The sequence below is a fragment of the Roseibium album genome, from assembly GCF_965233825.1.
GTDB classification, from domain to species: Bacteria; Pseudomonadota; Alphaproteobacteria; order Rhizobiales; family Stappiaceae; genus Roseibium; species Roseibium album.
In genome coordinates this window covers 956,866-978,885 of sequence record NZ_OZ247583.1, presented here as the reverse complement: position 1 = coordinate 978,885, position 22,020 = coordinate 956,866, and the positions used below count along the sequence as shown (strand labels likewise).

General features: G+C 56.8%; 19 protein-coding genes. 7 read left to right on the top strand and 12 right to left on the bottom strand.

Annotation, left to right across the window (positions count from 1 at the left end):
• Positions 1-154 precede the first annotated feature (154 nt).
• Complete coding sequence (locus tag ACO6TI_RS04595) at positions 155-772, bottom strand: FMN-dependent NADH-azoreductase (RefSeq protein ID WP_422384440.1); 618 nt, start codon at positions 770-772, stop codon at positions 155-157.
• 144 nt (positions 773-916) lie between these two features.
• On the opposite strand from ACO6TI_RS04595, the gene ACO6TI_RS04590 reads away from it, so the two are divergent.
• A complete protein-coding gene (locus ACO6TI_RS04590; protein WP_422384439.1) occupies positions 917-1,540 on the top strand; it encodes a CGNR zinc finger domain-containing protein in 624 nt (207 codons plus the stop codon).
• A gap of 14 nt (positions 1,541-1,554) precedes the next feature.
• Here ACO6TI_RS04590 and ftsY read toward each other — a convergent pair whose 3' ends face one another.
• From ftsY to ACO6TI_RS04570, 4 genes are all read right to left on the bottom strand, one after another.
• Positions 1,555-2,883: a signal recognition particle-docking protein FtsY gene (ftsY, locus tag ACO6TI_RS04585; RefSeq protein WP_422384438.1), complete on the bottom strand. Its 1,329-nt coding sequence runs from the start codon at positions 2,881-2,883 to the stop codon at positions 1,555-1,557.
• A 183-nt stretch (positions 2,884-3,066) separates the two neighbouring features.
• Positions 3,067-4,335 (bottom strand): tRNA (N(6)-L-threonylcarbamoyladenosine(37)-C(2))-methylthiotransferase MtaB, encoded by a 1,269-nt coding sequence (gene mtaB / locus ACO6TI_RS04580; protein WP_422384437.1) that lies wholly within the window; start codon positions 4,333-4,335, stop codon positions 3,067-3,069.
• Positions 4,332-5,240 (bottom strand): diaminopimelate epimerase, encoded by a 909-nt coding sequence (dapF, locus tag ACO6TI_RS04575; RefSeq protein ID WP_196999469.1) that lies wholly within the window; start codon positions 5,238-5,240, stop codon positions 4,332-4,334. Before dapF ends, mtaB begins: the two co-directional genes overlap by 4 nt.
• A gap of 161 nt (positions 5,241-5,401) precedes the next feature.
• On the bottom strand, positions 5,402-6,295 hold the full coding sequence (locus ACO6TI_RS04570; RefSeq protein WP_422384436.1) for a neutral zinc metallopeptidase: 894 nt from the start codon (positions 6,293-6,295) through the stop codon (positions 5,402-5,404).
• Positions 6,296-6,461: 166 nt separating this feature from the next.
• On the opposite strand from ACO6TI_RS04570, the gene ACO6TI_RS04565 reads away from it, so the two are divergent.
• Positions 6,462-6,941 (top strand): hypothetical protein, encoded by a 480-nt coding sequence (locus tag ACO6TI_RS04565; RefSeq protein WP_055115198.1) that lies wholly within the window; start codon positions 6,462-6,464, stop codon positions 6,939-6,941.
• Positions 6,942-6,973: 32 nt separating this feature from the next.
• Here the strand turns inward: ACO6TI_RS04565 and ACO6TI_RS04560 are convergent, their stop codons facing one another.
• Complete coding sequence (locus tag ACO6TI_RS04560; protein ID WP_196999467.1) at positions 6,974-7,513, bottom strand: L,D-transpeptidase family protein; 540 nt, start codon at positions 7,511-7,513, stop codon at positions 6,974-6,976.
• Between the two features lie 193 nt (positions 7,514-7,706).
• On the opposite strand from ACO6TI_RS04560, the gene ACO6TI_RS04555 reads away from it, so the two are divergent.
• Together ACO6TI_RS04555 and ACO6TI_RS04550 are read left to right on the top strand one after the other, a co-directional pair.
• Positions 7,707-8,390 (top strand): response regulator transcription factor, encoded by a 684-nt coding sequence (locus tag ACO6TI_RS04555; protein ID WP_029060743.1) that lies wholly within the window; start codon positions 7,707-7,709, stop codon positions 8,388-8,390.
• A gap of 25 nt (positions 8,391-8,415) precedes the next feature.
• Positions 8,416-8,925, top strand: coding sequence for a Crp/Fnr family transcriptional regulator (locus ACO6TI_RS04550; RefSeq protein ID WP_035898027.1), 510 nt, complete (start codon positions 8,416-8,418; stop codon positions 8,923-8,925).
• 67 nt (positions 8,926-8,992) lie between these two features.
• Here the strand turns inward: ACO6TI_RS04550 and ACO6TI_RS04545 are convergent, their stop codons facing one another.
• The 3 genes from ACO6TI_RS04545 to ACO6TI_RS04535 form a co-directional block, all read right to left on the bottom strand.
• Complete coding sequence (locus ACO6TI_RS04545; RefSeq protein WP_281926810.1) at positions 8,993-9,445, bottom strand: thioesterase family protein; 453 nt, start codon at positions 9,443-9,445, stop codon at positions 8,993-8,995.
• Positions 9,446-9,457: 12 nt separating this feature from the next.
• On the bottom strand, positions 9,458-10,501 hold the full coding sequence (locus ACO6TI_RS04540; RefSeq protein WP_422384435.1) for a methyltransferase: 1,044 nt from the start codon (positions 10,499-10,501) through the stop codon (positions 9,458-9,460).
• A 301-nt stretch (positions 10,502-10,802) separates the two neighbouring features.
• Positions 10,803-11,822 carry a GlxA family transcriptional regulator gene (locus ACO6TI_RS04535; RefSeq protein ID WP_422384434.1) on the bottom strand — a complete coding sequence of 340 codons (1,020 nt, stop codon included), beginning with the start codon at positions 11,820-11,822 and terminating at the stop codon, positions 10,803-10,805.
• Between the two features lie 62 nt (positions 11,823-11,884).
• On the opposite strand from ACO6TI_RS04535, the gene ACO6TI_RS04530 reads away from it, so the two are divergent.
• Entirely contained in the window at positions 11,885-13,117 is a 1,233-nt protein-coding gene (locus tag ACO6TI_RS04530) for an MFS transporter (RefSeq protein WP_422384433.1), read from the top strand.
• Between the two features lie 178 nt (positions 13,118-13,295).
• Here ACO6TI_RS04530 and leuD read toward each other — a convergent pair whose 3' ends face one another.
• From leuD to ACO6TI_RS04515, 3 genes are all read right to left on the bottom strand, one after another.
• Positions 13,296-13,901 carry a 3-isopropylmalate dehydratase small subunit gene (gene leuD, locus ACO6TI_RS04525; RefSeq protein WP_055115185.1) on the bottom strand — a complete coding sequence of 202 codons (606 nt, stop codon included), beginning with the start codon at positions 13,899-13,901 and terminating at the stop codon, positions 13,296-13,298.
• A gap of 52 nt (positions 13,902-13,953) precedes the next feature.
• Positions 13,954-14,904: an N-acetyl-gamma-glutamyl-phosphate reductase gene (argC, locus tag ACO6TI_RS04520; RefSeq protein ID WP_055115183.1), complete on the bottom strand. Its 951-nt coding sequence runs from the start codon at positions 14,902-14,904 to the stop codon at positions 13,954-13,956.
• Positions 14,905-14,993: 89 nt separating this feature from the next.
• A complete protein-coding gene (locus tag ACO6TI_RS04515) occupies positions 14,994-15,560 on the bottom strand; it encodes a peroxidase-related enzyme (RefSeq protein ID WP_422384432.1) in 567 nt (188 codons plus the stop codon).
• Between the two features lie 94 nt (positions 15,561-15,654).
• On the opposite strand from ACO6TI_RS04515, the gene ACO6TI_RS04510 reads away from it, so the two are divergent.
• Both ACO6TI_RS04510 and ACO6TI_RS04505 read left to right on the top strand, forming a co-directional pair.
• Positions 15,655-20,466, top strand: coding sequence for an NAD-glutamate dehydrogenase (locus ACO6TI_RS04510; protein WP_104703217.1), 4,812 nt, complete (start codon positions 15,655-15,657; stop codon positions 20,464-20,466).
• A gap of 78 nt (positions 20,467-20,544) precedes the next feature.
• Positions 20,545-21,924 carry an MFS transporter gene (locus ACO6TI_RS04505; RefSeq protein WP_422384431.1) on the top strand — a complete coding sequence of 460 codons (1,380 nt, stop codon included), beginning with the start codon at positions 20,545-20,547 and terminating at the stop codon, positions 21,922-21,924.
• Positions 21,925-22,020: the final 96 nt, after the last annotated feature.

Sequence of the window (22,020 nt, the reverse complement as noted above, 5' to 3'; positions counted from 1 at the left end):
ACGTGAACGGATGCTTCGTGGGCGCTGTTCCAACGACAATCGTCCGAAACTGAATTCGGGCGATGCCCTGGTCACCCGTTGAAGCCGGTACAATCCAGATTGGCAACAGCTGCCTGTGTCGGCTGCTGTTGCCCACTAATCGGAAGAGGCTCGATCAGGCAGCGGCCTTAGCGCGCGCGAGGGCCTTGTCGAGATCGCCTTCGGGATCCGTCGTCAGAAGGCTTGGTTGGTGCCGCGTGGTGACAACCTGCTCTATTCCGACGAGACCGAACCACCAATCCATATAGGCCGAATGAAAATCCTCGCCATATTTCCTGTCGGCACCCGGCGCAAACACTCCCGAACTGTAGAATACATGCGCGATCTTGTTTTCCAGCAGGCCAAAATACCCACGTTCCGGTTCGAATCCGAATAGCAAACCCGGTTGGGTTATGATGTCTATATAGTGCTTCAGCTTGTACGGAACGCCACCGTTCCACATAGGCACGTTGAAGACATATTCGTCCGCTGAAACAAACTTTTGGGTAATGTCGACTACCTGTTCCCAAGCGTTTCTACCCACCTCGTCCATCTCTCCGACCCCGAAGAAAGATAGTTTGGCGGCGTTCTTGTCACCATCGAATTCCGGCAGGTTCTCGCTCCAGAGGTTCAGGGTTTCGATTTGGATTTCAGGCTGTTTTTGTTTGCATTCTTCAAGATAGGAACGCGCCAGCAGCGCGGATTGCGATTTGGCGCCGCGTGGCGATGCGTTGATATGCAGGATTTTTGACACCTTTGAACACTCCTCGACATTAATCGTCCCGGCTCAAGCCGGACAACCATCTAAATACATGTTTGACGGTTACATACAATCTGAGTAACCATCAAAATATACGTTTGAAGGTTTCAATTCCGCGTGAGGAAACAAGGAAATCACTTGGCCGACCCGACAAAACCTGCACCAATCCTGATTGCTGATCATCCGGCTCTCGATTTTCTGAATACAGTGGGTGCGCCGTACGGATCAGAAATCGAGTGGCTCGAAAGCGGACGGGGCCTGGTGTCCTGGATGACGGCTGCAGGGATTCTGAGTGTCTCCCGGGCAACGGAAATCTCCGGAAGGATCCCTGTAAGGGAGCTCGACGCTGCGGCCGATGGAGCGCGGCAGTTACGAGAATGGTTTCGAAATCTTCTCACCCGGCATGGCAATCAGCTTGAATGGCGGTTGGAGGACGATCAGATCGAAACCATCAATCGCATTCTCATGGCAGGAGCGCACAGGTTCCGGCTACAGTTCGACCCACAGGGAGAACGGCGACTTGAGCTTGCCGGACAGTATGAAATCGACACAGCGGAAGACCTGCTGCTTCCAATCGCGCATGCAATTGCAGACCTGATGACGGAAATGGATCGCTTGCTCGTCAGGCAATGCGCAGGACCCAACTGTACATTCTGGTTCAACGACCTGACGAAAAACAGGAAACGCCGCTGGTGCGACATGAAGGTCTGCGGCAATCGCGCCAAGTCAGCCGCCTTCCGGGAGCGCAGGAAGGAGGTCTGAAGGACGCAAGAAACTCAGGCAAGTCCCGCGATTGCGCTGGCAAAATCCTTCGCCGAAAACGGTTCCAGATCTTCCACACCTTCGCCAACCCCAATGAAATGCACCGGTAACCCGTGTTTGGCTGCTATCGCTACCAGGATACCGCCGCGGGCGGTCCCGTCTAGTTTGGTCATGACTAGCCCGGTGACGCCGGCGACCTTGCCGAAGATTTCCACCTGATTCAGCGCGTTTTGACCGGTTGTGGCATCAAGCGTCAGGATGACCGAGTGCGGGGCGTCGGGATCGTGCTTCTTGATGACACGGATCACCTTTTCAAGCTCGTCCATCAATTCAGCCCTGTTCTGAAGGCGGCCGGCCGTGTCGATCAGAAGAACGTCGACCTGTTTTTCCCGCGCTTCCTTCATGGCGTCGAAAGCGAGGCCGGCCGCATCGGCACCGGTGTCACGGGAAATGACGTCGGCGCCGGTGCGCTCACCCCAGATCTTGAGCTGTTCGACGGCCGCAGCACGGAACGTGTCACCTGCGGCGAGCATTACCTGCTTGCCCTCTGAACGCAGTTTCTGGGACAGTTTACCGATTGTCGTTGTCTTGCCGGTCCCATTGACTCCCACCATCAGCACCACGTGCGGTTTCTTTCCCGTGTCGAGGTCGAGTGGATGGGCGACCGGTTCAAGAACCTTTTCAACTTCTTCAGACAGGATCGCCCGGACTTCTTCCGGCGTGATTTCCTTGTTGTAGCGCCCGTCCGACAACCGGTCGGTGATCGCCATGGCGGTGTCCACGCCAAGATCTGCCTGGATCAGGATATCTTCCAGTTCCTCCAGCATGGAGGCGTCCAGCTTCCGCTTGGTGAAGATGGAGGTGATGCCCTCCGTGAGCGAAGAGGAGGACCGGGCTAGACCCTTTTTCAGCCGCTGGAACCACGAAGTCTTGGGCTCTTCCAATGCGGCAGACGGTTCTGCCGGCGTGGCCTCCGGCTGAATGTCTTCCGAAACGGTTTCTCCGCCCTCGGATGTTTCGCCGGCTTCCAGATCCGGGGCAACATCAGTCGAAACGAAGTCATCTGACGGTATTGGGGTTTGTTTGGCTGAAAACTCCTCAACGATCCCCGGCCCTGTTTCGATCCTGAAGGTTTCAATAGGCTCGTTCAGCGATGCAACCGGTCTGACTTCCATTTCGACCGAGAGTTCGGGCGCATCCTCGCTATCTGGCAAATCCTTCGTGGCAGGTTCCGCTGCTTGCGCGTCTTCCCCTGTCTTTTCAACCAGGTCTTCAGTCTGCTCTTCAGGCGTTTCCTTGCCGCCGAAAAGCCGCCCCAGGAATCCGCGTTTTTTCTCGCTCATGAAACCGCCTTAAATGTTTCCCGTCGCACTCTTGAGCCACTGAACCTGCACCCAACAAACCCTGCCTCATCCTGAGAGGCAACGTAAAGCGCTTCCTCGCGAAGAGGCTGGTTGGTCAGTGTGAAACCGGCTTGAGTCATTCCGAAGGACAATCTGCTGAATTACTTGAGTTCGGGCACCCTGTCAGGCTGCCTTGGAAAGGGCGTCACCCAGAAGGTGCCGACCGGTATGACCGGTAATGCGGACATCGACGATCTCTCCGGCCTGTCCGCCGGCCAGTTCAACCTGCGTGAACTGTTCGGTGCGGCCAAGGCCCTCCTTTTCGATCAGGACCGGACGATCCTTGCCGACTTCACAAGCGAGGTGCCTGGTCAGCACTTCTGCGCCCTTTGCCCGCAGACGAGCGCCGCGCTCCTTGACAACGCTGCGCTCCAGCTGCGGCATGCGTGCTGCCGGGGTCCCTGGCCGCGGTGAAAACGGAAACACATGCAGATGGGTCAGCCCGCACGCGTCGACGATGTCGAGAGAATTCCGGAACATCGCTTCCGTTTCCGTCGGAAATCCCGCGATGATGTCCGCACCGAAAACAACGTCCGGGCGCAGGTGCCGAACATCCTCGCAAAACCGGATCGTGTCGGCCCTGAGATGGCGGCGTTTCATCCTTTTCAGGATCATGTCGTCACCTGCCTGGAGCGACAGGTGAAAATGCGGCATCAGCCGTTCGTCTTCGGCAATCACCCGCATGAGATCGTCATCGGCTTCGATCGAATCGATGGAAGATAGGCGCAAGCGCTTCAGATCCGGCACCATCTTAAGGATTTTGGCCGTCAGCGTGCCGAGTTTCGGCGCACCGGGAAGGTCTGCACCATACGATGTGATATCCACGCCCGTCAGCACGATTTCATTGTAACCGTTTTCCACCAGCCGCCTGATCTGGTCGATCACCACGCCCATCGGAACGGAGCGGGAATTTCCACGGCCATAGGGAATGATGCAGAAAGTGCAGCGATGATCGCAGCCGTTCTGGACCTGAACGAAGGCGCGTGCACGCCCGGTCAGACCGTCGATCAGGTGACCCGCCGTTTCCTCAACGCTCATGATGTCGTTGACGCGAACCTTTTCGGTCTCCGAAATACCGAAAGCGACGACGTCCTGATAGGACTTGCGCTCCAGCTTTTCGGTGTTGCCGAGGACAAGATCGACCTCTTCCATGTTGGAAAAGGTCTCGGTCTCTGTCTGGGCGGCGCAGCCCGTGACAATCACACGCGCATTCGGGTTGCCGCGCTTGGCCCTTCGGACGGCCTGGCGTGCCTGGCGCACGGCTTCGTTTGTCACGGCACACGTGTTGATGAGGATCGCGTCCTGCAGGCCCGCAGCTTCCGCTTCGCGCTTCATCACCTCCGACTCATAGGAGTTCAGCCGGCAACCGAATGTGACGACATCGACGCTCATGAGACAGCTCCCGCCACCGAAGCATCCCCGGAACCGGTCTTGCGCCACTCCAGGGACTCCAGATCGACCTCTCCTTCGAACTCGATTTCGGTAAGACCGGTCATGAGCACATGGTCGTCGCTTTCGCGCCACTCGATCCCGATGGGACCGCCAGGCAGATGTACCGTTGTCCTGCGGCTGGTCTTGGTGTCGCGGGCAGCGGCGACGCCGACTGCGCAGGCAGCAGTCCCGCAGGCCAGCGTCAGGCCCACGCCCCGCTCCCAGACCTTCAGCCGGATCTGGTCTTCTTCAAAGACATGGGCGAGCGAAATATTGGCTCCCTCCGGGAATATCGGATGAAGTTCCAGCAGTGGTCCGAAGCGCTCCAGTTCGTAACCTTCGACATCGTCGACCCAGAAGATCGCGTGCGGATTACCCATGTTGACGGCCGCAGGCGTGTGCAGGACCGGATCGTCGATCGGACCGATCTGCAGTTCGATGGCGCGCGTATCGGCAAATTCCTCAGCGAGTGGAATTTCATCCCATCGAATCCTCGGCGGTCCCATATCGACCGTTACATTTCGCGGTCCGGGGCTGTCGAATGCATGCAGAAGTCCGGCGCCTGTTTCGATTGTCACGAGATCCTTGCCGATTTCCTCCATCAGCAGGCGTCCGATACAGCGGGTTGCATTGCCGCACGCGGAGACCTCGCCGCCATTCTGATTATGGATGCGCATGAAGGCATCAACGCCGAGCGAAGAGCGTTCAACCGTGATCATCTGGTCGAAGCCGATACCGCTTTCCCGGTCACCCAGCCTGGCGATCACGTCCGAAGAAAGGCGCAGCGGCTGTTCGCGCGCATCCCAGACCACGAAATCGTTGCCGAGGCCATTCATCTTCAAAAAGGGTCTGGTTTCAGACGCCATGCCGGGTGTACTTCTTCCAAGGTGTTGAGAATGAGATCGGTTTGTCGCGATCACTTGACCCTATATGGCCGAAAACTCGAGAAATTACCAGTAGGAGGGGCTTTCGGAGCAGGCATGCGTCTACATGGGGTCAATGCGGAACAAGCATTATTGCCGATCGGTCAGAGATTTTCCGCCTTGAAGGTGTCGCAGGCGTCAAGTTGACCGGCGTCGAAACCTCGCCGGAACCATCTGGCACGTTGTGCCGAAGTCCCGTGATTGAAACTCTCCGGAACCACATATCCCTGTGCCTGACGCTGCAGAGTGTCGTCACCAATGCGGCTTGCCGCGTTCAGCGCCTCCTCAATGTCGCCTTCCTCCACGAAACCCTGTTGCCGCGCCGCGAAGTGCGCCCAGATACCCGCATAACAGTCGGCCTGAAGCTCGACCCTGACCGATAGCGCGTTTGCTTCCGTCTTGCTGAGGGTTCGGCGGATCTTGTGAAACTCCGGAAGAATGCCGAGCACATTTTGGATGTGATGTCCGACCTCGTGGGCCAGCACGTAGGCCTGAGCGAAATCACCCGGCGCATTCAGTTGCCTGGCAAGCTGCTGGTAGAAGGAAAGGTCGATATAAAGCTTGTCGTCGGCCCCGCAATAAAACGGTCCGGTTGCCGCACTGGCATAGCCACAAGCTGAAGAAACCGACCCGGAGAAAAGTACCAGTGTGGGTTCCGGATAGTCGCCGCCAAGCCCGGAAAAGATCTCGCTCCAGGTGTTTTCCGTATCGGCGAGGATCACCGATACGAATTGCGCCGTTTCATCGTTGGCGGCAGAACGCGGTGCAGAAATTTCATATCCCGGTTCATAAGAGCCGCCGGCGTCGAGCTGGCTGAGAAGCGTCAACGGATTGACCCCCATCATCCACGCGATTCCGGCAATGACGACGAGACCCGTGAGACCGATGCCGCCTCCCGCACGAACACGCCTGCCGGCGGGGACCCGCATGCGCCGCCTTGGGCGCGGCCCGCGTCTGTCGTCGATATTGCTGCTGCCGCGGCGGCCTTTCCAACGCATGATTGAGTATCCGTTCTGTCGATGACGCCCCTGAATACCAGACCGTGCCGGTAAGTTGCACGTAAAAGAGCATCCCGGAGCGCAACATTGTGATGGCAATTACAGCGGGAGGGCACAATCCGTGGAAGAACAAGGCGCAGTAGAGCGGTAAATTGAGGATTTTGAAATGCGCGATGTAACAGAACAAGAAGCCCAGCGATTGATAGCATTTGCAACAGAGCGGCTCGGACGCCAGGAAGGCAACGGCCAATGCTGGACACTGGTCAACAATGCCTTTGAAAATCTCGACTTTCACAAACCGTCGGCCATCTACAACTGGGGCCGTGAAGTGGAACAGTTGGCGAATGCCCGACCCGGCGATGTTTTTCAATTCAGCCGCTTCGAGGTGACGGTCCGTGTCGAAAATGACGGGGGTTACGAGGAGCGGACGGAATCGCGAGGCGCTCCACGGCACACGGCAATCCTGGAAAGCATTGACGAAAACGGCATTGCGACGTTCCTGGAATGCAATGTCTATGAAAATTTCAACGTCCAGCGGAACCGCTTCTATGTCAGGACAGCCGATCTGGAAAGTGGCGAGGGAGAACGCACGACCGTGCGTGTCAGCGGACGCTTCACCATTTATCGCCCGCAAAAATCGGAATAAACACGATCAATCCATGATCGCGTGACATCACGTCAGGCAGTGATCACCATACGCACATGCGCTCCCGCCTTTGCAAGCAGCAAGCGCATGTGCTCTGGCGAAACCGCCACACAACCTTCCGTCGGCGTGTAGGTCTCACGGGCGATATGAAAGAAGATTGCGCTGCCCTTGCCTCTCACGGCCGGGAACATGTTGCAGTTCAGGACGACGACAATGTCGTAGAGCCTGTCGTCGCGCCACATTTTCTCGTGGCTCGCGGGAAACGGCAGTGTGACAGGCCTGTTATAGAGCCGGTGTTCCGGATCATCACACCAACCGGATTTTGGCGTGAGCGGCTCAAGCTGCAAATTTGTTTGCGGCGGCCGTCCCCTGTCCGCCCTGTAATAGACGTGAAGGAGATCGAAAGAGCCCATTGGTGTACCGCCATCGCCTTCTTTTTTACGCATGACGATACCGGATCTCCCCAAGGCACACGGAACCGTGATCGGTCCAAGACGCAATATTCCCTTCGTCCCGTCGCGTGGCAGCGCACGTACCACCAGTGTTTCCGCCGGTTTGCCGGACTTTGTCATCCCTGCTTGCCTCGCCCTGCAATATCCAAATCAACACTTTGATAAACCAGCCTTAAACCCCGCGTGAAGAAGAATTGACGAATGACTGCTTGTGCGGCGAGAATTTCCCACGCACATAGAGGCAGGAAACACGCATGTGTAGATTGCACAAGTTGGCGTGATCACCTTGAGACTTTTGGCGAGGACCGCACACATGACCGCCCGCACGATCTTGATAGTCGATGATGACAACGAACTGCGCGAAGCGCTGGTTGAACAACTTTCGCTTTATGACGAGTTTGAAACCATACAGGCGGATTCAGCCACATCCGGTATCGGCCTTGCCAAGGACGAACATGTTGACCTGCTGTTGATGGATGTTGGTCTGCCCGATATTGACGGGCGTGAAGCGGTAAAGCTTCTGCGCAAGAACGGCTTCAAGGCACCGATCATCATGCTGACCGGCCACGATGGTGACAGCGACACCATTCTCGGACTGGAAGCCGGCGCCAACGACTATGTCACCAAACCATTCAAGTTTGCCGTTCTCCTGGCCCGTGTACGCGCGCATCTGCGTCAGCACGAGCAGAGCGAGGACGCGACTTTTGCAATCGGCCGCTATTCCTTCCGTCCGGCCGCAAAGGTGATGCAGGACGATGGAGGCGCGAAGGTACGGCTTACGGAAAAGGAAACCTCCATTCTCAAGTTCCTCTACCGTGCAGGTGAAAAACCGGTCACCCGTGACGTTCTGCTGCATGAGGTCTGGGGATACAATTCAGGCGTGACCACCCATACGCTGGAAACGCATATTTACCGCCTGCGACAAAAAATCGAACGTGATCCGTCCAATGCAGAGCTTCTTGTCACAGAAGCCGGTGGATATAAGCTTGTGCCCTAACGGGTAATCAGCGTAAATCTTGGGCATGAGCCTTGCCCAAGACATTGCGATTCTCAAGCAAATCCCGATGCTCTCGGACTTTCAGGACGATCAGCTCCGCCTGCTCGCCTTCAGCGCCGAAAGCATGGATTACCACGACGGCCAGCGCCTTTTCGAGGAAGGGGAGCGGGCCGATGGCGGTCTGGTGATCACAAATGGCACCGTCAGCCTGCAGAAAAAGGGCGAAGACGGCTTTGACGAGGTCGAAAGGGTCGGTCAGGGCACCCTGCTCGGCCAGACCGCACTTCTGACTGAAAGCAAACGGCCTTGCCGTGCAGATGCGGTCGGAACGGTCAGCATCATCCGTATCCGCCGGGCACTGTTCAAGCGCATGATCCAGGAATATCCGGAACTGGCACAGCGTCTGTTCGAGCAGCATTCCCTGAAGTATCGTGCCACAATCGCCGCCTTGCGTCCGATTGGTGACAAGATGGTGGAGCTGGAACAGCTCAATGCGGAGCGGCGTGTGCGCGATGATTCAAAGGCGAGCGAATAGGCCCGGCTATTTCAGCCGCGCGCGCACAGCGATTTGAGGGCCTGCTTTCCTTTTTGACCGGACACACCTATTCCAATCGGCGCAATGCCCGTCCGACCCATTCAGGTGTCGGCTTCAAGAGCGCGATGTGAAGACCTTCACGAATGACATCAGGAAATGCTGCGGACCTTTCTGCTTGAGTGTCATAGTGCAGCAGCATGCATTCGAACGTTGCGCATTCGCGGGTCCCTGACCACATGGTGTGCCCGACATGAAGTCGCTTGGTATCCACACCCAGTATTGCGGATTCAATTGACAGTGTCGCGGGTGCACGCACTTCTCCGACATACCGCAAATGGGTCTCCAGCGTGTATAACGCGCACCCGTTTTCTTCGAAATATTCGGTGCCAATGCCGAAATGGTCTTGCAGCTTCCAGGTCGCATTGCTGAAGGGCACAAGATAATAAGCCTCGTTCAGATGACCATAGGCGTCCAGCCAGTCGCTCTGGAGCGGCTCTTCGTGCAGGCGAAACGTTGCCATGAGGTCACCCGATCAGGAGGGTTTTTCAAAGACGACCAACTTGGTCATGGCGGGAATCAGGTTATCGACGTCAGCAACCTCGAATCCCTTTCTCTTGCCAGCTTCCGTCAGCCACCCGACAGAAAGCGAGCGAGCTTCGGGGGTGAAAGCCATGTGCTGCAATTGCCAGAGCGCTGCCAGCGCCGGGCCACGCCGGTTCTCTTCGACCATGAAGTCGTGAACCATCAGCTTGCCGCCCGGAGAAAGCGTATCGAATGCCTTCTGCAAAAGCCCTTCCACGTCGTCGCCCGGAACGCCACTCATCAGGTAAGACATCAAGATGGCACTCTGGTTGCTTGGCCATTGGACTTCGATGGCGTTGCCGGGGATGTAGCGAACACGATCGACCAGATTTGCCTCGGAGATGAACCGCCAGCCGATTTCCGCGACATTCGGAAAATCAATGATCGTCGCGTGCAGGTTTTCGTATTCATTGCACAGGCTGATCGTCATTGCGCCGGTTCCGCCACCGACGTCCAGCAAGGTGTCGGCACTGCTCAGATCCACTTTCCGTGCAAGTGTCTTGCCCGGACCGAGCGACCCTGCGTGCTGGCTTTCGGAATAGACCGACGCCTGTTCTTCGTCCGTCATCCAGTGGCTATAGGAGGCAATCGCATCTTCGGACAGATCGCCTTTCATCACAGCATTGAGCTGGAGCAGGAACGGATACATCTGCTGATCGATCTGATGACGCAGGTAGTCACCGAAATCATACTGCGACTGTTTCGAAAGAAAGTTCTGTGCCGCCGGTGAATTCCAGATTTTCCTGTCATCACCGATGGCGAGCAGGCCAACGCTTGCAAGCGCAGTCGTCAGAATAACAATACGATTTATCGGAATGCCGGTGGCCTTCGCCAACTCTTCAGCCGATTTGGACCCGTCTGCAAGTACCGAAAAGATATCAACGTGAAGCCCGGCAAACAGAGATTTGGACGCCATGAAACCGAATGCAATCGAAGAGAGGTCCTCCGCACTTTCGATTGTGTTTTCAGTCGCCACTGTATCTTGGGCCAGCATGCCGTGCTCTCTCTTCTGTCTTGGATGTTGTGGCGCAGAACATACACCTTCAATGCCGCAGCACAACATGGAGTGCGGCCTTGCCGGTGGTTTGGTGACTTCAATCCGAACCGCCTGCCTTCGGAAAAGACGAAGACGACGCTGATGAACGCGGCGGTTTACATTGATAATGCTCCACGTCGCATAGCGCGTTGGGGGGCATGCCGACGCGGATTTCGATTCCGAATACGATAAAGGCGAGCTGTCGGCCTTATCGTGCAGATGCTACGCCTCATACCGACGGCCAGGCCGAAATCCAGCGCTATTCCTGATTTTCGCCGAACATGTCGCGATACGAGAGCGGAGATACGCCAACGTGCCTCTGGAAGGCGCGCCGGAGGCGCTGTTCATCCAGAAAACCGGAATTGACGGCAATTTTCGCCAAGGGAAGATCGCGGCGCACAAGCGCTCGTTTGGCCGCATCGACGCGTATAAGCTCAACGGCCTTCGCTGGGGTCATTCCCGTTCTTGCCTTGTATTTACGTGAGAAGCTGCGGGGGCTCATCGCGAGTCTTTCCGCAAGTTTTGGAACGCTAAGATCGCTTTGCAGATGCCCAGCTATCCATGCATGGAGATCGGCAAACAGCCCCTCGGGCTCCGACGCCTGGATATTGAGTACGTCGCTGAACTGCGATTGTCCTCCCGGCCGCTTGAAAAAGACGACCAGAGACTGAGCAACCTGCATCGCCGCTTCGTGGCCCATATCTTCCTCGATCATCGCGAGTGCCAGATCGATGCCGGCCGTGACACCGGCAGAGGACCACATATTGCTGTTGCGCACAAAAAGCGGATCGCGTTTGACCTCGATGTCGGGAAAGCATCTCTGCAATTCGTCAACCTGACGCCAGTGGGTGGTTACACTTTTCCCGTTGATCAGACCGGCTGCAGCCGTGAGAAATGCGCCCATACAGGTCGACGCGATGCGTCGGCTACCGTTGGAAGCCTCCTTGATCCAATCGACAAGATCTTCCTGTTCCATCGCATCGAACACACCGTCACCACCGGCAACTATGAGTGTGTCGATGGGTTTGAAGGATGCTTTGTCCAGTGTGACCGTGCCCAGTTCCACCTGACAGTCCGTTATGATTGGACCACCTTCCGGTGACGCGATCACGACGTCATATGCGCGAACACCGTTTGCAACGTCGGTGTTGTTCGCACTTGAAAAGGCCTGCAGCGGGCCCGCGACATCCAGCAGCGTGACACCGGGATAGATCACAAAAACGACGCGGCGAGGTTGCCGGTCTTCAGTGTCGTCGAGTTTGGCCGTTTTTGATCGCATATTGTCATTTATGCCAAAATCACCCTCCTGTAAACCGGGTTCGGAAACAGGAGGACCCGGAATTGAAACCGGCACAACAAAACCGCACGGCAATTTTGACAATCGGATTGTCCTTCGTTGCCCTCGCCCTGGCATTTTCCGCCAGAGCGTCCCTGGGACTGGTGATGCCTGTCCTTGAACAAGAACTCGACTGGTCGCGAAGCTTCACCTCGAGTGCGGCAGCCGTGGCGCTCCTCGTTATGGCGGTCATTGCGCCGTTCGGAGGGCGACTTGTCGATAAAAAGGGAGCACGGGCGATCCTGCTCGTCGGCCTCGGTGCTCTTGCCATCGGTTGCTTTCTCGTGGCGGCCACCACCGACCCGGTTGTCTTCTTTCTGGCATTTAGCGGGATCGCCGCCGTCGGGTTCGGACTGGTGGCCACTCATGTGGTCTCAACCGCGGTTGAACAGGAGGTCGAGACGAACCGGGGACTTGCGACCGGTTTCGCGACGTCGGGTTCAACGGGGGGACAGTTTGTCTTTGTACCGCTTCTGGCCATGCTGATCGGCACTTATGACTGGCGCATGGCATTTGTTGCCCTTGGACTGGGCGCTCTTGTCGTGATGTTCTGCATCTATCTCTGGTTCCCGCAAAACACGCGCAGAACAATGTTTTCCGCTGATCAGAAGGAATCGCAAAGCAGTCTGGGAGACGACCTCCTGAATATCCTGAAGCTGCCAACGTTTCAGATCCTGTTCTGGAGTTACTTCATCTGCGGTTACACAACGTCGGGTGTGATCGAAACGCATTTTTTGCCCTATGCAATATTTTGCGGCTTCGGCCCGGTTCCTTCAGCTTCCGCTTACGGTCTTCTGTCAGCCATAAACCTTGCCGGAATGATCCTGGCGGGATGGCTCTCGGACCGGATGAACAGACCGCTTCTTCTGGGTATCATCTATCTCATTCGCGGCTTCACCTTCATCATTCTGGTGAATGTGGGCACAAGCTTTGAGACGCTGATCTTTTTCTCGATCCTCTTTGGCCTGGTCGACTATTCGACCGTTCCGGTCACCGCAAGTCTTGTGGCATCCCATATTGGCAGAAGCGTCATGGGGCTGGCATTCGGGCTGATTTCCGCCGGCCATCAGGTTGGTGCTGCAGTCGGAGCCTATTTTGGCGGTGTCTTGTACGACATCTACGCTCAATACACCTGGGTCTGGTGGTCGTCTGTCTGTCTGGCCGTGTTCGCAGGTATTCTCGTGTTTTTGATAAAGGACAGACCGGCACTCCCTTCGGTTCAGGAAGCATTGCACTAGCAAGACCGAACTGATCGTTCGCAGCGGCGCGGACAATGACCTTGCCGTATTGGCGGTTCATCCGCCCGTCGCTCAAAAAAAGTCCCGCTTTACCGGACTGGAAGCGGGACAGAATAACCTGAAATCGCAATGGGATCGGGAGACCGGAAACTGATCAGTTTCCGCTCGCCCGGATCGATCACACCCAGGGACGGCTTTCGCCCAGGTTTCCTTCGAATGTGTCGATCTGCTCGGCCTTCGCCATCGTCAGACCGATATCGTCAAGACCATTGATGAGGCAGTGCTTGCGGAAATGATCGATCTTGAACGCCACGTCCCCACTTTCCAGGCCGCGGATCTCCTGATTTTCAAGATCAATGGTCAGTGTGAAGTTCGCGCCGCGCTCAGCTGCGTGAAGAAGGGTTTCCAACTCGTCCTCGGAGACCTCGATCGGCAATATGCCGTTCTTGAAGCAGTTGTTGTAGAAGATATCTGCAAAGGACGTGGAGATGACGCAGCGGATACCATGATCCAGAAGCGCCCAGGGGGCGTGTTCGCGGGAAGAACCGCATCCGAAGTTGTCACCTGCAATCAGGATCTTCGCATCGCGGTAAGCCGCCTTGTTCAGCACGAAATCGACGTTTTCAGAACCGTCGTCATTGGTCCGCATTTCGTGAAACAGCGCGGAACCGAGTCCGGTGCGCTTGATCGTCTTCAGAAATTGCTTCGGAATGATCATGTCGGTATCGATATTCACGATCGGCATGGGCGCCGCGACACCGGTCAGGGTTTCAAATTTTTCCATTGTTCTGTCTCCTGAAAGGTCAGTTCCGCTCGATCGCCCCGGGCCATCAGCCCTAGGCAGCAAGGCTTGTGGCCTGATCGACGCCGAGCATCAAGTTTAGGTTCTGGACCGCAGCGCCCGAGGCACCCTTGCCGAGGTTGTCGTAAACGGCAATGATCGCGGCCTGGGCGCGTGCATCATTTGCAAAGACATGAAGACGCAGCAGGTTGGTGTCATTGACGGCTTGCGGGTCCAGGAAATCGGCACGTTCCAGCGATTCAAGCGGTGCGACCTCGACAAACCCGTTGTCCGCGCCGGCAAAATGGTCTGCCAATGCGGCGTGAAGCTGCATGCCTGTCGGAGCCTGCGCCAATTCGGCCAGGTTCAGAGGCAACACGGTCAGCATGCCCTTGTAGTAGTTGCCGACGGACGGTGTGAAAAGCGGGGCCGAATCGAGCAGAGCATACTCGGTCATCTCCGGCAGATGCTTGTGGTTGAAGCCGAGCGCATAGGGCGCAAAGACATTTGCGTCCGTCCCGCGCCCTTCGTAGTCGGCGATCATGCCCTTGCCGCCACCGGAATAACCCGACACCCCGTGATAGGACAGAGCAAAATCGGCAGGCAGAAGATCTGCGGCAACGAGCGGACGCACGGAAGCGATCAACCCCTGGGGCCAGCAACCCGGGTTGGCAACACGCATCGCCGCGGCAATGACGCCGCTCTGATCGGGATCCATTTCGGCGAATCCGTACGCCCAGCCCTCGGCGACCCTGTGTGCGCTCGACGCATCGATAACCCGGGTCGTGTCATTTTCAATCAGGTCAACGCTTTCCCGCGCCGCCGCGTCGGGCAGGCAAAGAATCGCGACATCGGCCTTGTTGAGATAATCGGCCCGGGCCGCAGGGTCTTTTCTGCTTTCGTCCGGAATGGAGATCAGCTCCAGATCGCGGCGCATGGCGAGGCGCTCACGGATCTGCAGACCCGTCGTACCGGCTTCACCATCTATGAACACGCGCGCAACCATGGCCCGTTCCTCTCCTCTGGCTGAGTAAAATCGAATGCGTCATACACCCAATCGACGGTCTTGTCACCGATTGTGAGCGCGATCAGACCTCAACGAGCCCTTGAGTGATACTCATCATTGGGCCGCATGTCGGTCGCGGCCGCCACCCGGTTGCTCATGTTGAAGAAGCCGGCAACAGAGGCAATGTCCCAGATATCGCGGTCGCTGAACCCCGCATCGCGCAGGGCTTGTCGATCGCTTTCGAGGATTTCGGCAGGTCTTTCAGTCAGTTTCACCGCAAAATCCAGCATCGCACGCTGGCGCGCGTTCAATTCGGCAACACGGAAGTTCATGACCATCAGCTCCCCGAGGACCGGATCGCCCGATAATTCGCGTACAGCCGCGCCATGGGCGGTCAGGCAATAGAAACAACGGTTGACGGCGGATACCGCAACGGCAATCATCTCCCTCTCAAGCTTGGTGAGACCGCATTCCGCCAGCATGAGGTCGTTATACATGTCGGTGAATGCGCCCAACTTCGATTCATCAAAGGAATACGCTTTCAGCACATTGGGCACCAGACCCAGCTTTTCTTCGCACAAATCGAAATAAGCGAGTGTTTTTTCACTTAATGTTTCATTTGAATCGATATGCAAGGCGGTGACTTTACTTGACAATTTGCCTCTCCCGTCATGAAAACTTTTATGTCGCTGCAATACAAAATCACATCATGCGGCCGAGCCACAACAAAGATCGCCTAGGGGGAATGAAATGCCGGACAAACACGACGTCGAGAAAATCAAGCTCATCGACGCAGTCCACGCAGGCCTGAAAGAAAAAGACCCCGCCCTGGTGGAGTTCGCCAGCGCGTTTTTTGACCGGGCGGCGGCAGAGGATCTTGTCACCTACACGGCGGAGGAACTGTGTGGCTTCGTTGTGGATGCCTGGCAGGATTTCCAGAACCATGAATTGGGCACACACCGCGTTGGCATCACCGACCCGGCATCCTCAGGCAAAAATCCAAGAATCGACAATCTGACCGTCATCGAAATCGTAAATGACAACATGCCGTTCCTGGTTGATTCGGTAATGGACGAATTGCAGGGCAGCAAGCTGGAAATCCACCTTGTGCTGCATCCGATCTTCATTGTCGAGAGGGACGAAAAAGGCAAACTGCTTTCTGCCGTCGGCAGAAAGAAACCGGCAAAGCGCAAGGATCGGCAGGAGAGCCTGATCCACATTCACGTGACGCGCATCGATTCGGAAGAAGCACGCACCGCGCTCCGGGAACGGCTCGACAATGTCCTGAATTCGGTAAGATCGGTTGTCGACGACTTCAAACCGATGCAGGAGAGACTCGCCGAAGCGATCGACACTTTCAAGACCACGCAAATTCCGGGCAGCAGCGACGATCTCTGGGAGGCAATCCATTTCCTCGAGTGGATGGAAAACAACAACTTCATTTTCCTGGGAATGCGGGAATACAGGTTCGAGGGCGGAGTTGATGAAGGCGAGCTTTCACCTACCGAAGGAACTGGCCTCGGCCTGTTGACCGATCCGGATGTCCGCGTCTTGAGACGTGGATCCGAATTTGTGCAGATAACACCTGAAATCCGGGAATTCCTGAAGAATCCGGAGCCTCTCATCATCGCCAAGGCGAATGTCAGAAGCACCGTTCACCGGCGTGTGCACATGGATTACGTTGGCGCGAAGATTTACGACGATGATGGAAATCTGACGGGTGAATTGCGCATCGTCGGTTTGTTTGCCTCAACCGCCTATACCGAACCGACCAACACGATACCCTTTCTGCGGCGGAAAGTTGCCAGCGTATTGGCACGCGCCGGGTACGGGTCTGAAAGTCACTCCGGCCGCGCGCTGCGCAACGTGCTGGAGGCTTTCCCGCGCGACGAGCTGTTTCAGATCGAACGTGAGCGCCTGTTTGAATTTGCCATCGCAATCCTACAACTGGACGAGCGCCCGCGAATCAGGGTGCTGTCCCGGCCGGACAAGTTTGACCGGTATGTCTCGATCATGGTGTTTGTGCCTCGTGACCGGTATTCAACCGAAATCAGGATCAATATCGGAACCTATCTTGCCTCGATATACGAGGGTCGCCTGTCCGCCTGGTATGTGACCTACATGGAAGGTCCCCTGGCGCGGGTTCACTATATTGTCGGGCGGGACAAGGGTGAAACGCCGAAACCGGAACAGGAAGAACTTGAGATTGCCGTCGCTGACATGGTGCGGACCTGGTCCGACAATGTCCGGGATGCCCTGAACAAGGAATTCCCGCCTGTCCAGGCGCGGCAGCTGGCCGAACGGTACGCCCTGTCGTTCCACGGAGGCTACAAGGAAGTCTATACTGCCCAGTCCGCCGTATCGGATATCGTCAAGCTCGAAACTCTGGCCGGCCTTGATGACACGACAATCTCGTTCCGCAGACCGTCAGGTTCGGAAAATAACCGCCTGTCCCTGAAGGTTTATCACTGCGGTTCACCCATACCCCTGTCCGCCCGCGTACCGCTGCTGGAGAACATGGGCTTCAAGGTCATCAACGAGCGAACCTACAGGGTGACACCGGCGGACAGGCCACTGTCCTACCTGCATGAAATGACACTCGAAAGCCACTCCGGAGACGACTTCAACCTGCCGCAGGAACTGGAATCCAGGCTTGAGGGCATGTTCATGGCCATCTGGAAAGGCAGTGCCGAAAACGACGGCTACAATCGCCTGGTCATGACCGCCGATCTTGCATGGCGAGATGTCGCTGTCGTCAGGGCATTGTCAAAATTTCTCCGCCAGGCCGGTATTCCTTTCTCGGAAGACTACATGTGGCGGACCCTGAACAATTATCCGCTGATCGCTGCAAAGCTGGTGGAACTTTTTCATCTGCGCTTCAATCCGGACGTCACCGCAAAGGACCGGGAATTGGGTTCAGACCGGCTCGCGGAAGAGCTGACAGCCGACCTCGAAGAGGTTTCCAGTCTCGATGATGACCGTATCCTGCGCCGGTTCCAGAATGTCATCAACTCGATCCTGCGCACGAATTTCTATCAGCTGGACAAGAGTGGACAGCTCAAACCCACTTTTGCTTTCAAGATCGAAAGTCCAAAGATCGAAGACCTGCCTCAGCCGCGGCCATATCGGGAAATCTTCGTCTACAGCCCCCGTGTAGAAGGAGTGCATCTACGTTTTGGCATGGTCGCCCGTGGCGGATTGCGCTGGTCGGACCGACCTCAGGATTTCCGGACGGAAGTGCTCGGCCTCGTCAAGGCACAACAGGTCAAGAATGCCGTTATCGTGCCTGTCGGCGCGAAAGGCGGTTTCGTACCGAAGCAGCTTCCTCCGATCAATGACAGGGAAGCCTGGTTCAAGGAGGGGACTGAAAGCTACAAGGTCTTCATCAACGCATTGCTCGATGTCACCGACAACCTGGATGAGGACAAGCTCATTCCACCGGATCGGGTGCAACGCTTCGACGGCGACGATCCCTATCTCGTTGTCGCAGCCGACAAGGGCACTGCGACGTTTTCCGATACGGCGAACGGGATATCGGAAGGGCGGCATTTCTGGCTCGGGGATGCTTTTGCCTCAGGCGGTTCCGCCGGCTATGACCACAAGAAAATGGGCATCACCGCACGCGGTGCCTGGGAAGCGGTCAAGCGTCACTTCCGTGAAATGAATCGGGACATTCAGACCGAACCGTTTACCGCGGCCGGTGTCGGTGACATGTCGGGTGATGTCTTTGGCAACGGAATGCTGCTCTCCAAGGCGACGAAACTTGTCGCAGCGTTCGATCACCGCGATATCTTCATTGATCCGGATCCTGACCCCGCCAAGACCTGGGACGAGCGCAAACGGCTGTTCGACATGGGCCGATCCTCCTGGAAGGACTACAATACCGACCTGATCTCAAAGGGCGGCGGCATCTTCTCCCGGCAGCTGAAGTCCATTCCGCTGTCTGCTGAAATCCAGGAATTGCTCGGCCTCGACAAATCCAGTGCGACACCACAGGAAGTCATGATGGCGATCCTGCGGATGAATGTTGACCTTCTCTGGTTCGGTGGCATCGGGACCTATATCCGCGCAACCACGGAAAGCGATGCGGATGCCGGAGACAGGGCCAACGATCCGATCCGCATCACGGCACCGTTCGTTGGGGCAAAGGTAATCGGCGAGGGTGCCAACCTCGGCCTGACACAACTGGCGCGCATCGAATTCAACAAGAAGGGCGGACGCTGTAATTCCGATGCGATCGACAATTCCGCGGGCGTGAATTCCTCGGATATGGAAGTCAACATCAAGATTGCGCTCGGTGCGGCGTGCAAGGCACAGAAACTGTCTCTTGAAAACCGGAACGTGCTTCTCGCCGACATGACGGACGAGGTTGCCGATCTGGTTCTCAGGAACAACTATCTGCAAACGCTTGCGATTTCCATGATGGAACTGCGGGGCCAGGAAGACTTCGGTTTCCAGGTTCGCATGATGCGGCAACTGGAGCAGGCTGATCTGCTGGACCGGGAAGTCGAACAACTGCCCGACGAGGCGATACTCAGGGAGATGCGCAAGGCCGGACAGCTCCTCACCCGCGCCGAACTTGGCGTCCTGCTGGCTTATGCCAAGATCACTCTCTATGACGCCCTGCTCGACAGCACCGTTCCGGACGATGCCTATCTGGCACGAGAACTGTTCCGCTATTTTCCCGACCAGATGGCGACAACATACCAGGACGAGATCGGGGGCCACCGTTTGCGCCGCGAAATCATTGCTACGATGCTGGCGAACTCGATGATCAACCGCGGCGGCGCGACATTCCTGACCCGGTTGATGGACCAGACAGGTGCGACTCCGACAGAAATCGCGCAAGGATTCGTCGCGGTCCGCAACAGTTTCGATCTCACCGACCTGAACACTGAAATCGATGCACTCGACACCAAGGTCGATGGTGATCTGCAACTTGATCTTTACACCGAGATCCAGTCGTTGCTGTTGGAGCGGGTGGTCTGGTTCAAGCGAAACGTCTCGTTCGACAACGGACTTTCCGCGGTTGTAGAGCGTTTCCGAACCGGTATTTCCGATCTGCGCAGCCGCCTGGAGTCCCTGGTGCCGGAAGAACCCGCTCGCCTCCTGAATCAGCGAGCGGCGGAGTTCGAGGCAAAGGGCGTTCCCCAGACGCTTGCACGTAGAATTGCCTGGCTTCTGGCCGAACAGGCAATCCCGGACATCGTCATTGTTTCTGAAGAAACCGGCGCCGATCTCGAAACCGCGGCAATGGCCTATTATCAGGTCGCCCATCATTTCAGGATCGGAAACATGCACGAGATGGCCAGCAACCTGGAAGTCCGCGATTACTATGACGGGCTGGCCCTCGACCGGGCACGCGCGATTCTCTTCTCGGCGCACAGGGCATTGGCGAGCGCGGCCATCAGGGCAGGTAATTTCGAGAACTGGCTGCAGGAACACGGGGGAGAAGCGGCCAACAGGCATCGTGCGGTCACGGAAATTCTCGACGGTGGCCTGAGCGTGTCGAAATTCACCGTGGCGGCCGGACTGCTGGCGGAAATCTGCGGAACGGCATGACACCGAGTGCATTTTAGGACCTGACAAGGCCGGCAGTCACCCTGCCGGTCTTTTTTTCAGACCGGGATGAAAAGAGCGATGGTAACAGTCCCTGACGGTTCAACGTTGAAAACCGACCCACGTGCCATTCTGTCCTGGGCGCTTTACGACTGGGCGGCGCAGCCATTTTTCACTCTAGTCACTACATTTGTGTTTTCACCCTATTTCGCCTCCGTCCTGGCAGCAACGCCGGAAGAAGGTCAATCGCTTTGGGGGTTTGCCACTGCCGCGGCCGGTCTTGGTATCGCGATCATGGCGCCGATCCTCGGCTCTGTCGCTGACGCGACCGGACGCCGCAAGTTGTGGATCTTCGTGTTTTCAATCCCTTTTGTCATCAGTTGCTGGATGTTCTGGTACGCCGAGCCAGGCGGTTCGAACAGCATTGCCATTGCCCTTGTCGCCTTTGCGGTCGGCACGCTTTCCATCGAGATTGCGACAGTTTTCAACAATGCCATGATGCCTTCGCTCGTTCCTGCACCGCAGGTCGGCCGCCTGTCGAGCTTTGGCTGGGCGGCGGGATATGCGAGCGCGCTGATCACGCTTGCGATCGCGCTGCTGCTCTTTTCAGCCGATTCGCACACCGGCAAGACCCTTGCCGGGATCAGTCCGGTCCTCGGCCTGGACCCGGCAACACAGGAAGGCGACCGGGTGACCGGACCCTTCTCGGCTCTGTGGTACGCCCTGTTCGTCCTGCCGATGTTCTTCTTCGTGCCGGATGCATCCGCGAAGGAAAAATTCACGACCGCGATCCGCAAGGGGCTGTCGGAATTGCACGCAAGCCTCTCCCAGGCAAGGGCCAACCGGAATATCTTTCAATTCCTGATCGCCAACATGATTTTCAAGGACGGTCTGGTCGCGCTTTTTGCCTTTGGCGGCATCTATTCCGCTGGGCAACTCGGCTGGGGGTCCATCGAAATCGGCATCTTCGGCATCATTGTCATTATCACCGGAATACTCGGACTTCTTCTGGCAGGGCCGATGGACGACCGTTTGGGCGCCCGGCCCGTGATTATATTCTCGCTCGTCATCCTCATGATCTGCGGCCTTGGTATGGTCTCGATCGACAAGACGACGGTATTCTTCATCATCAAGACGCAGGCTGCGCCGGAAGGCGCTCAATTCGCCTCGCTCCCCGAGCAGGTGTTCATCGGGCTCGGTGCCGTGATCGGTTCCGTAGCCGGCCCGTTGCAGGCTTCCTCGCGCAGTCTGCTGATACGGCTGGCTCCGAGGGAACACATGTCCCAGTATTTCGGTCTGCTGGCCTTATCGGGCAAGGTCACGAGTTTCATGGCGCCGCTCGCGGTCGGGATTGTCACTGCCCTGACCGGCAGTCAGGCCGGTGGCATGTCGGTTGTTCTCGTCTTCTTCGCCGTCGGACTGGTGTTGATGTGGGGAGTAAAGGAGCAGCGCGCCGGGTAATTCTGGCACGCTTCCATGTCTTGATCGGGTTTTGCGATCAATCGATCCGGCGGACGCGCCGACTTACGCCGGATTGCCTCGTTCTCGTCATTTGTG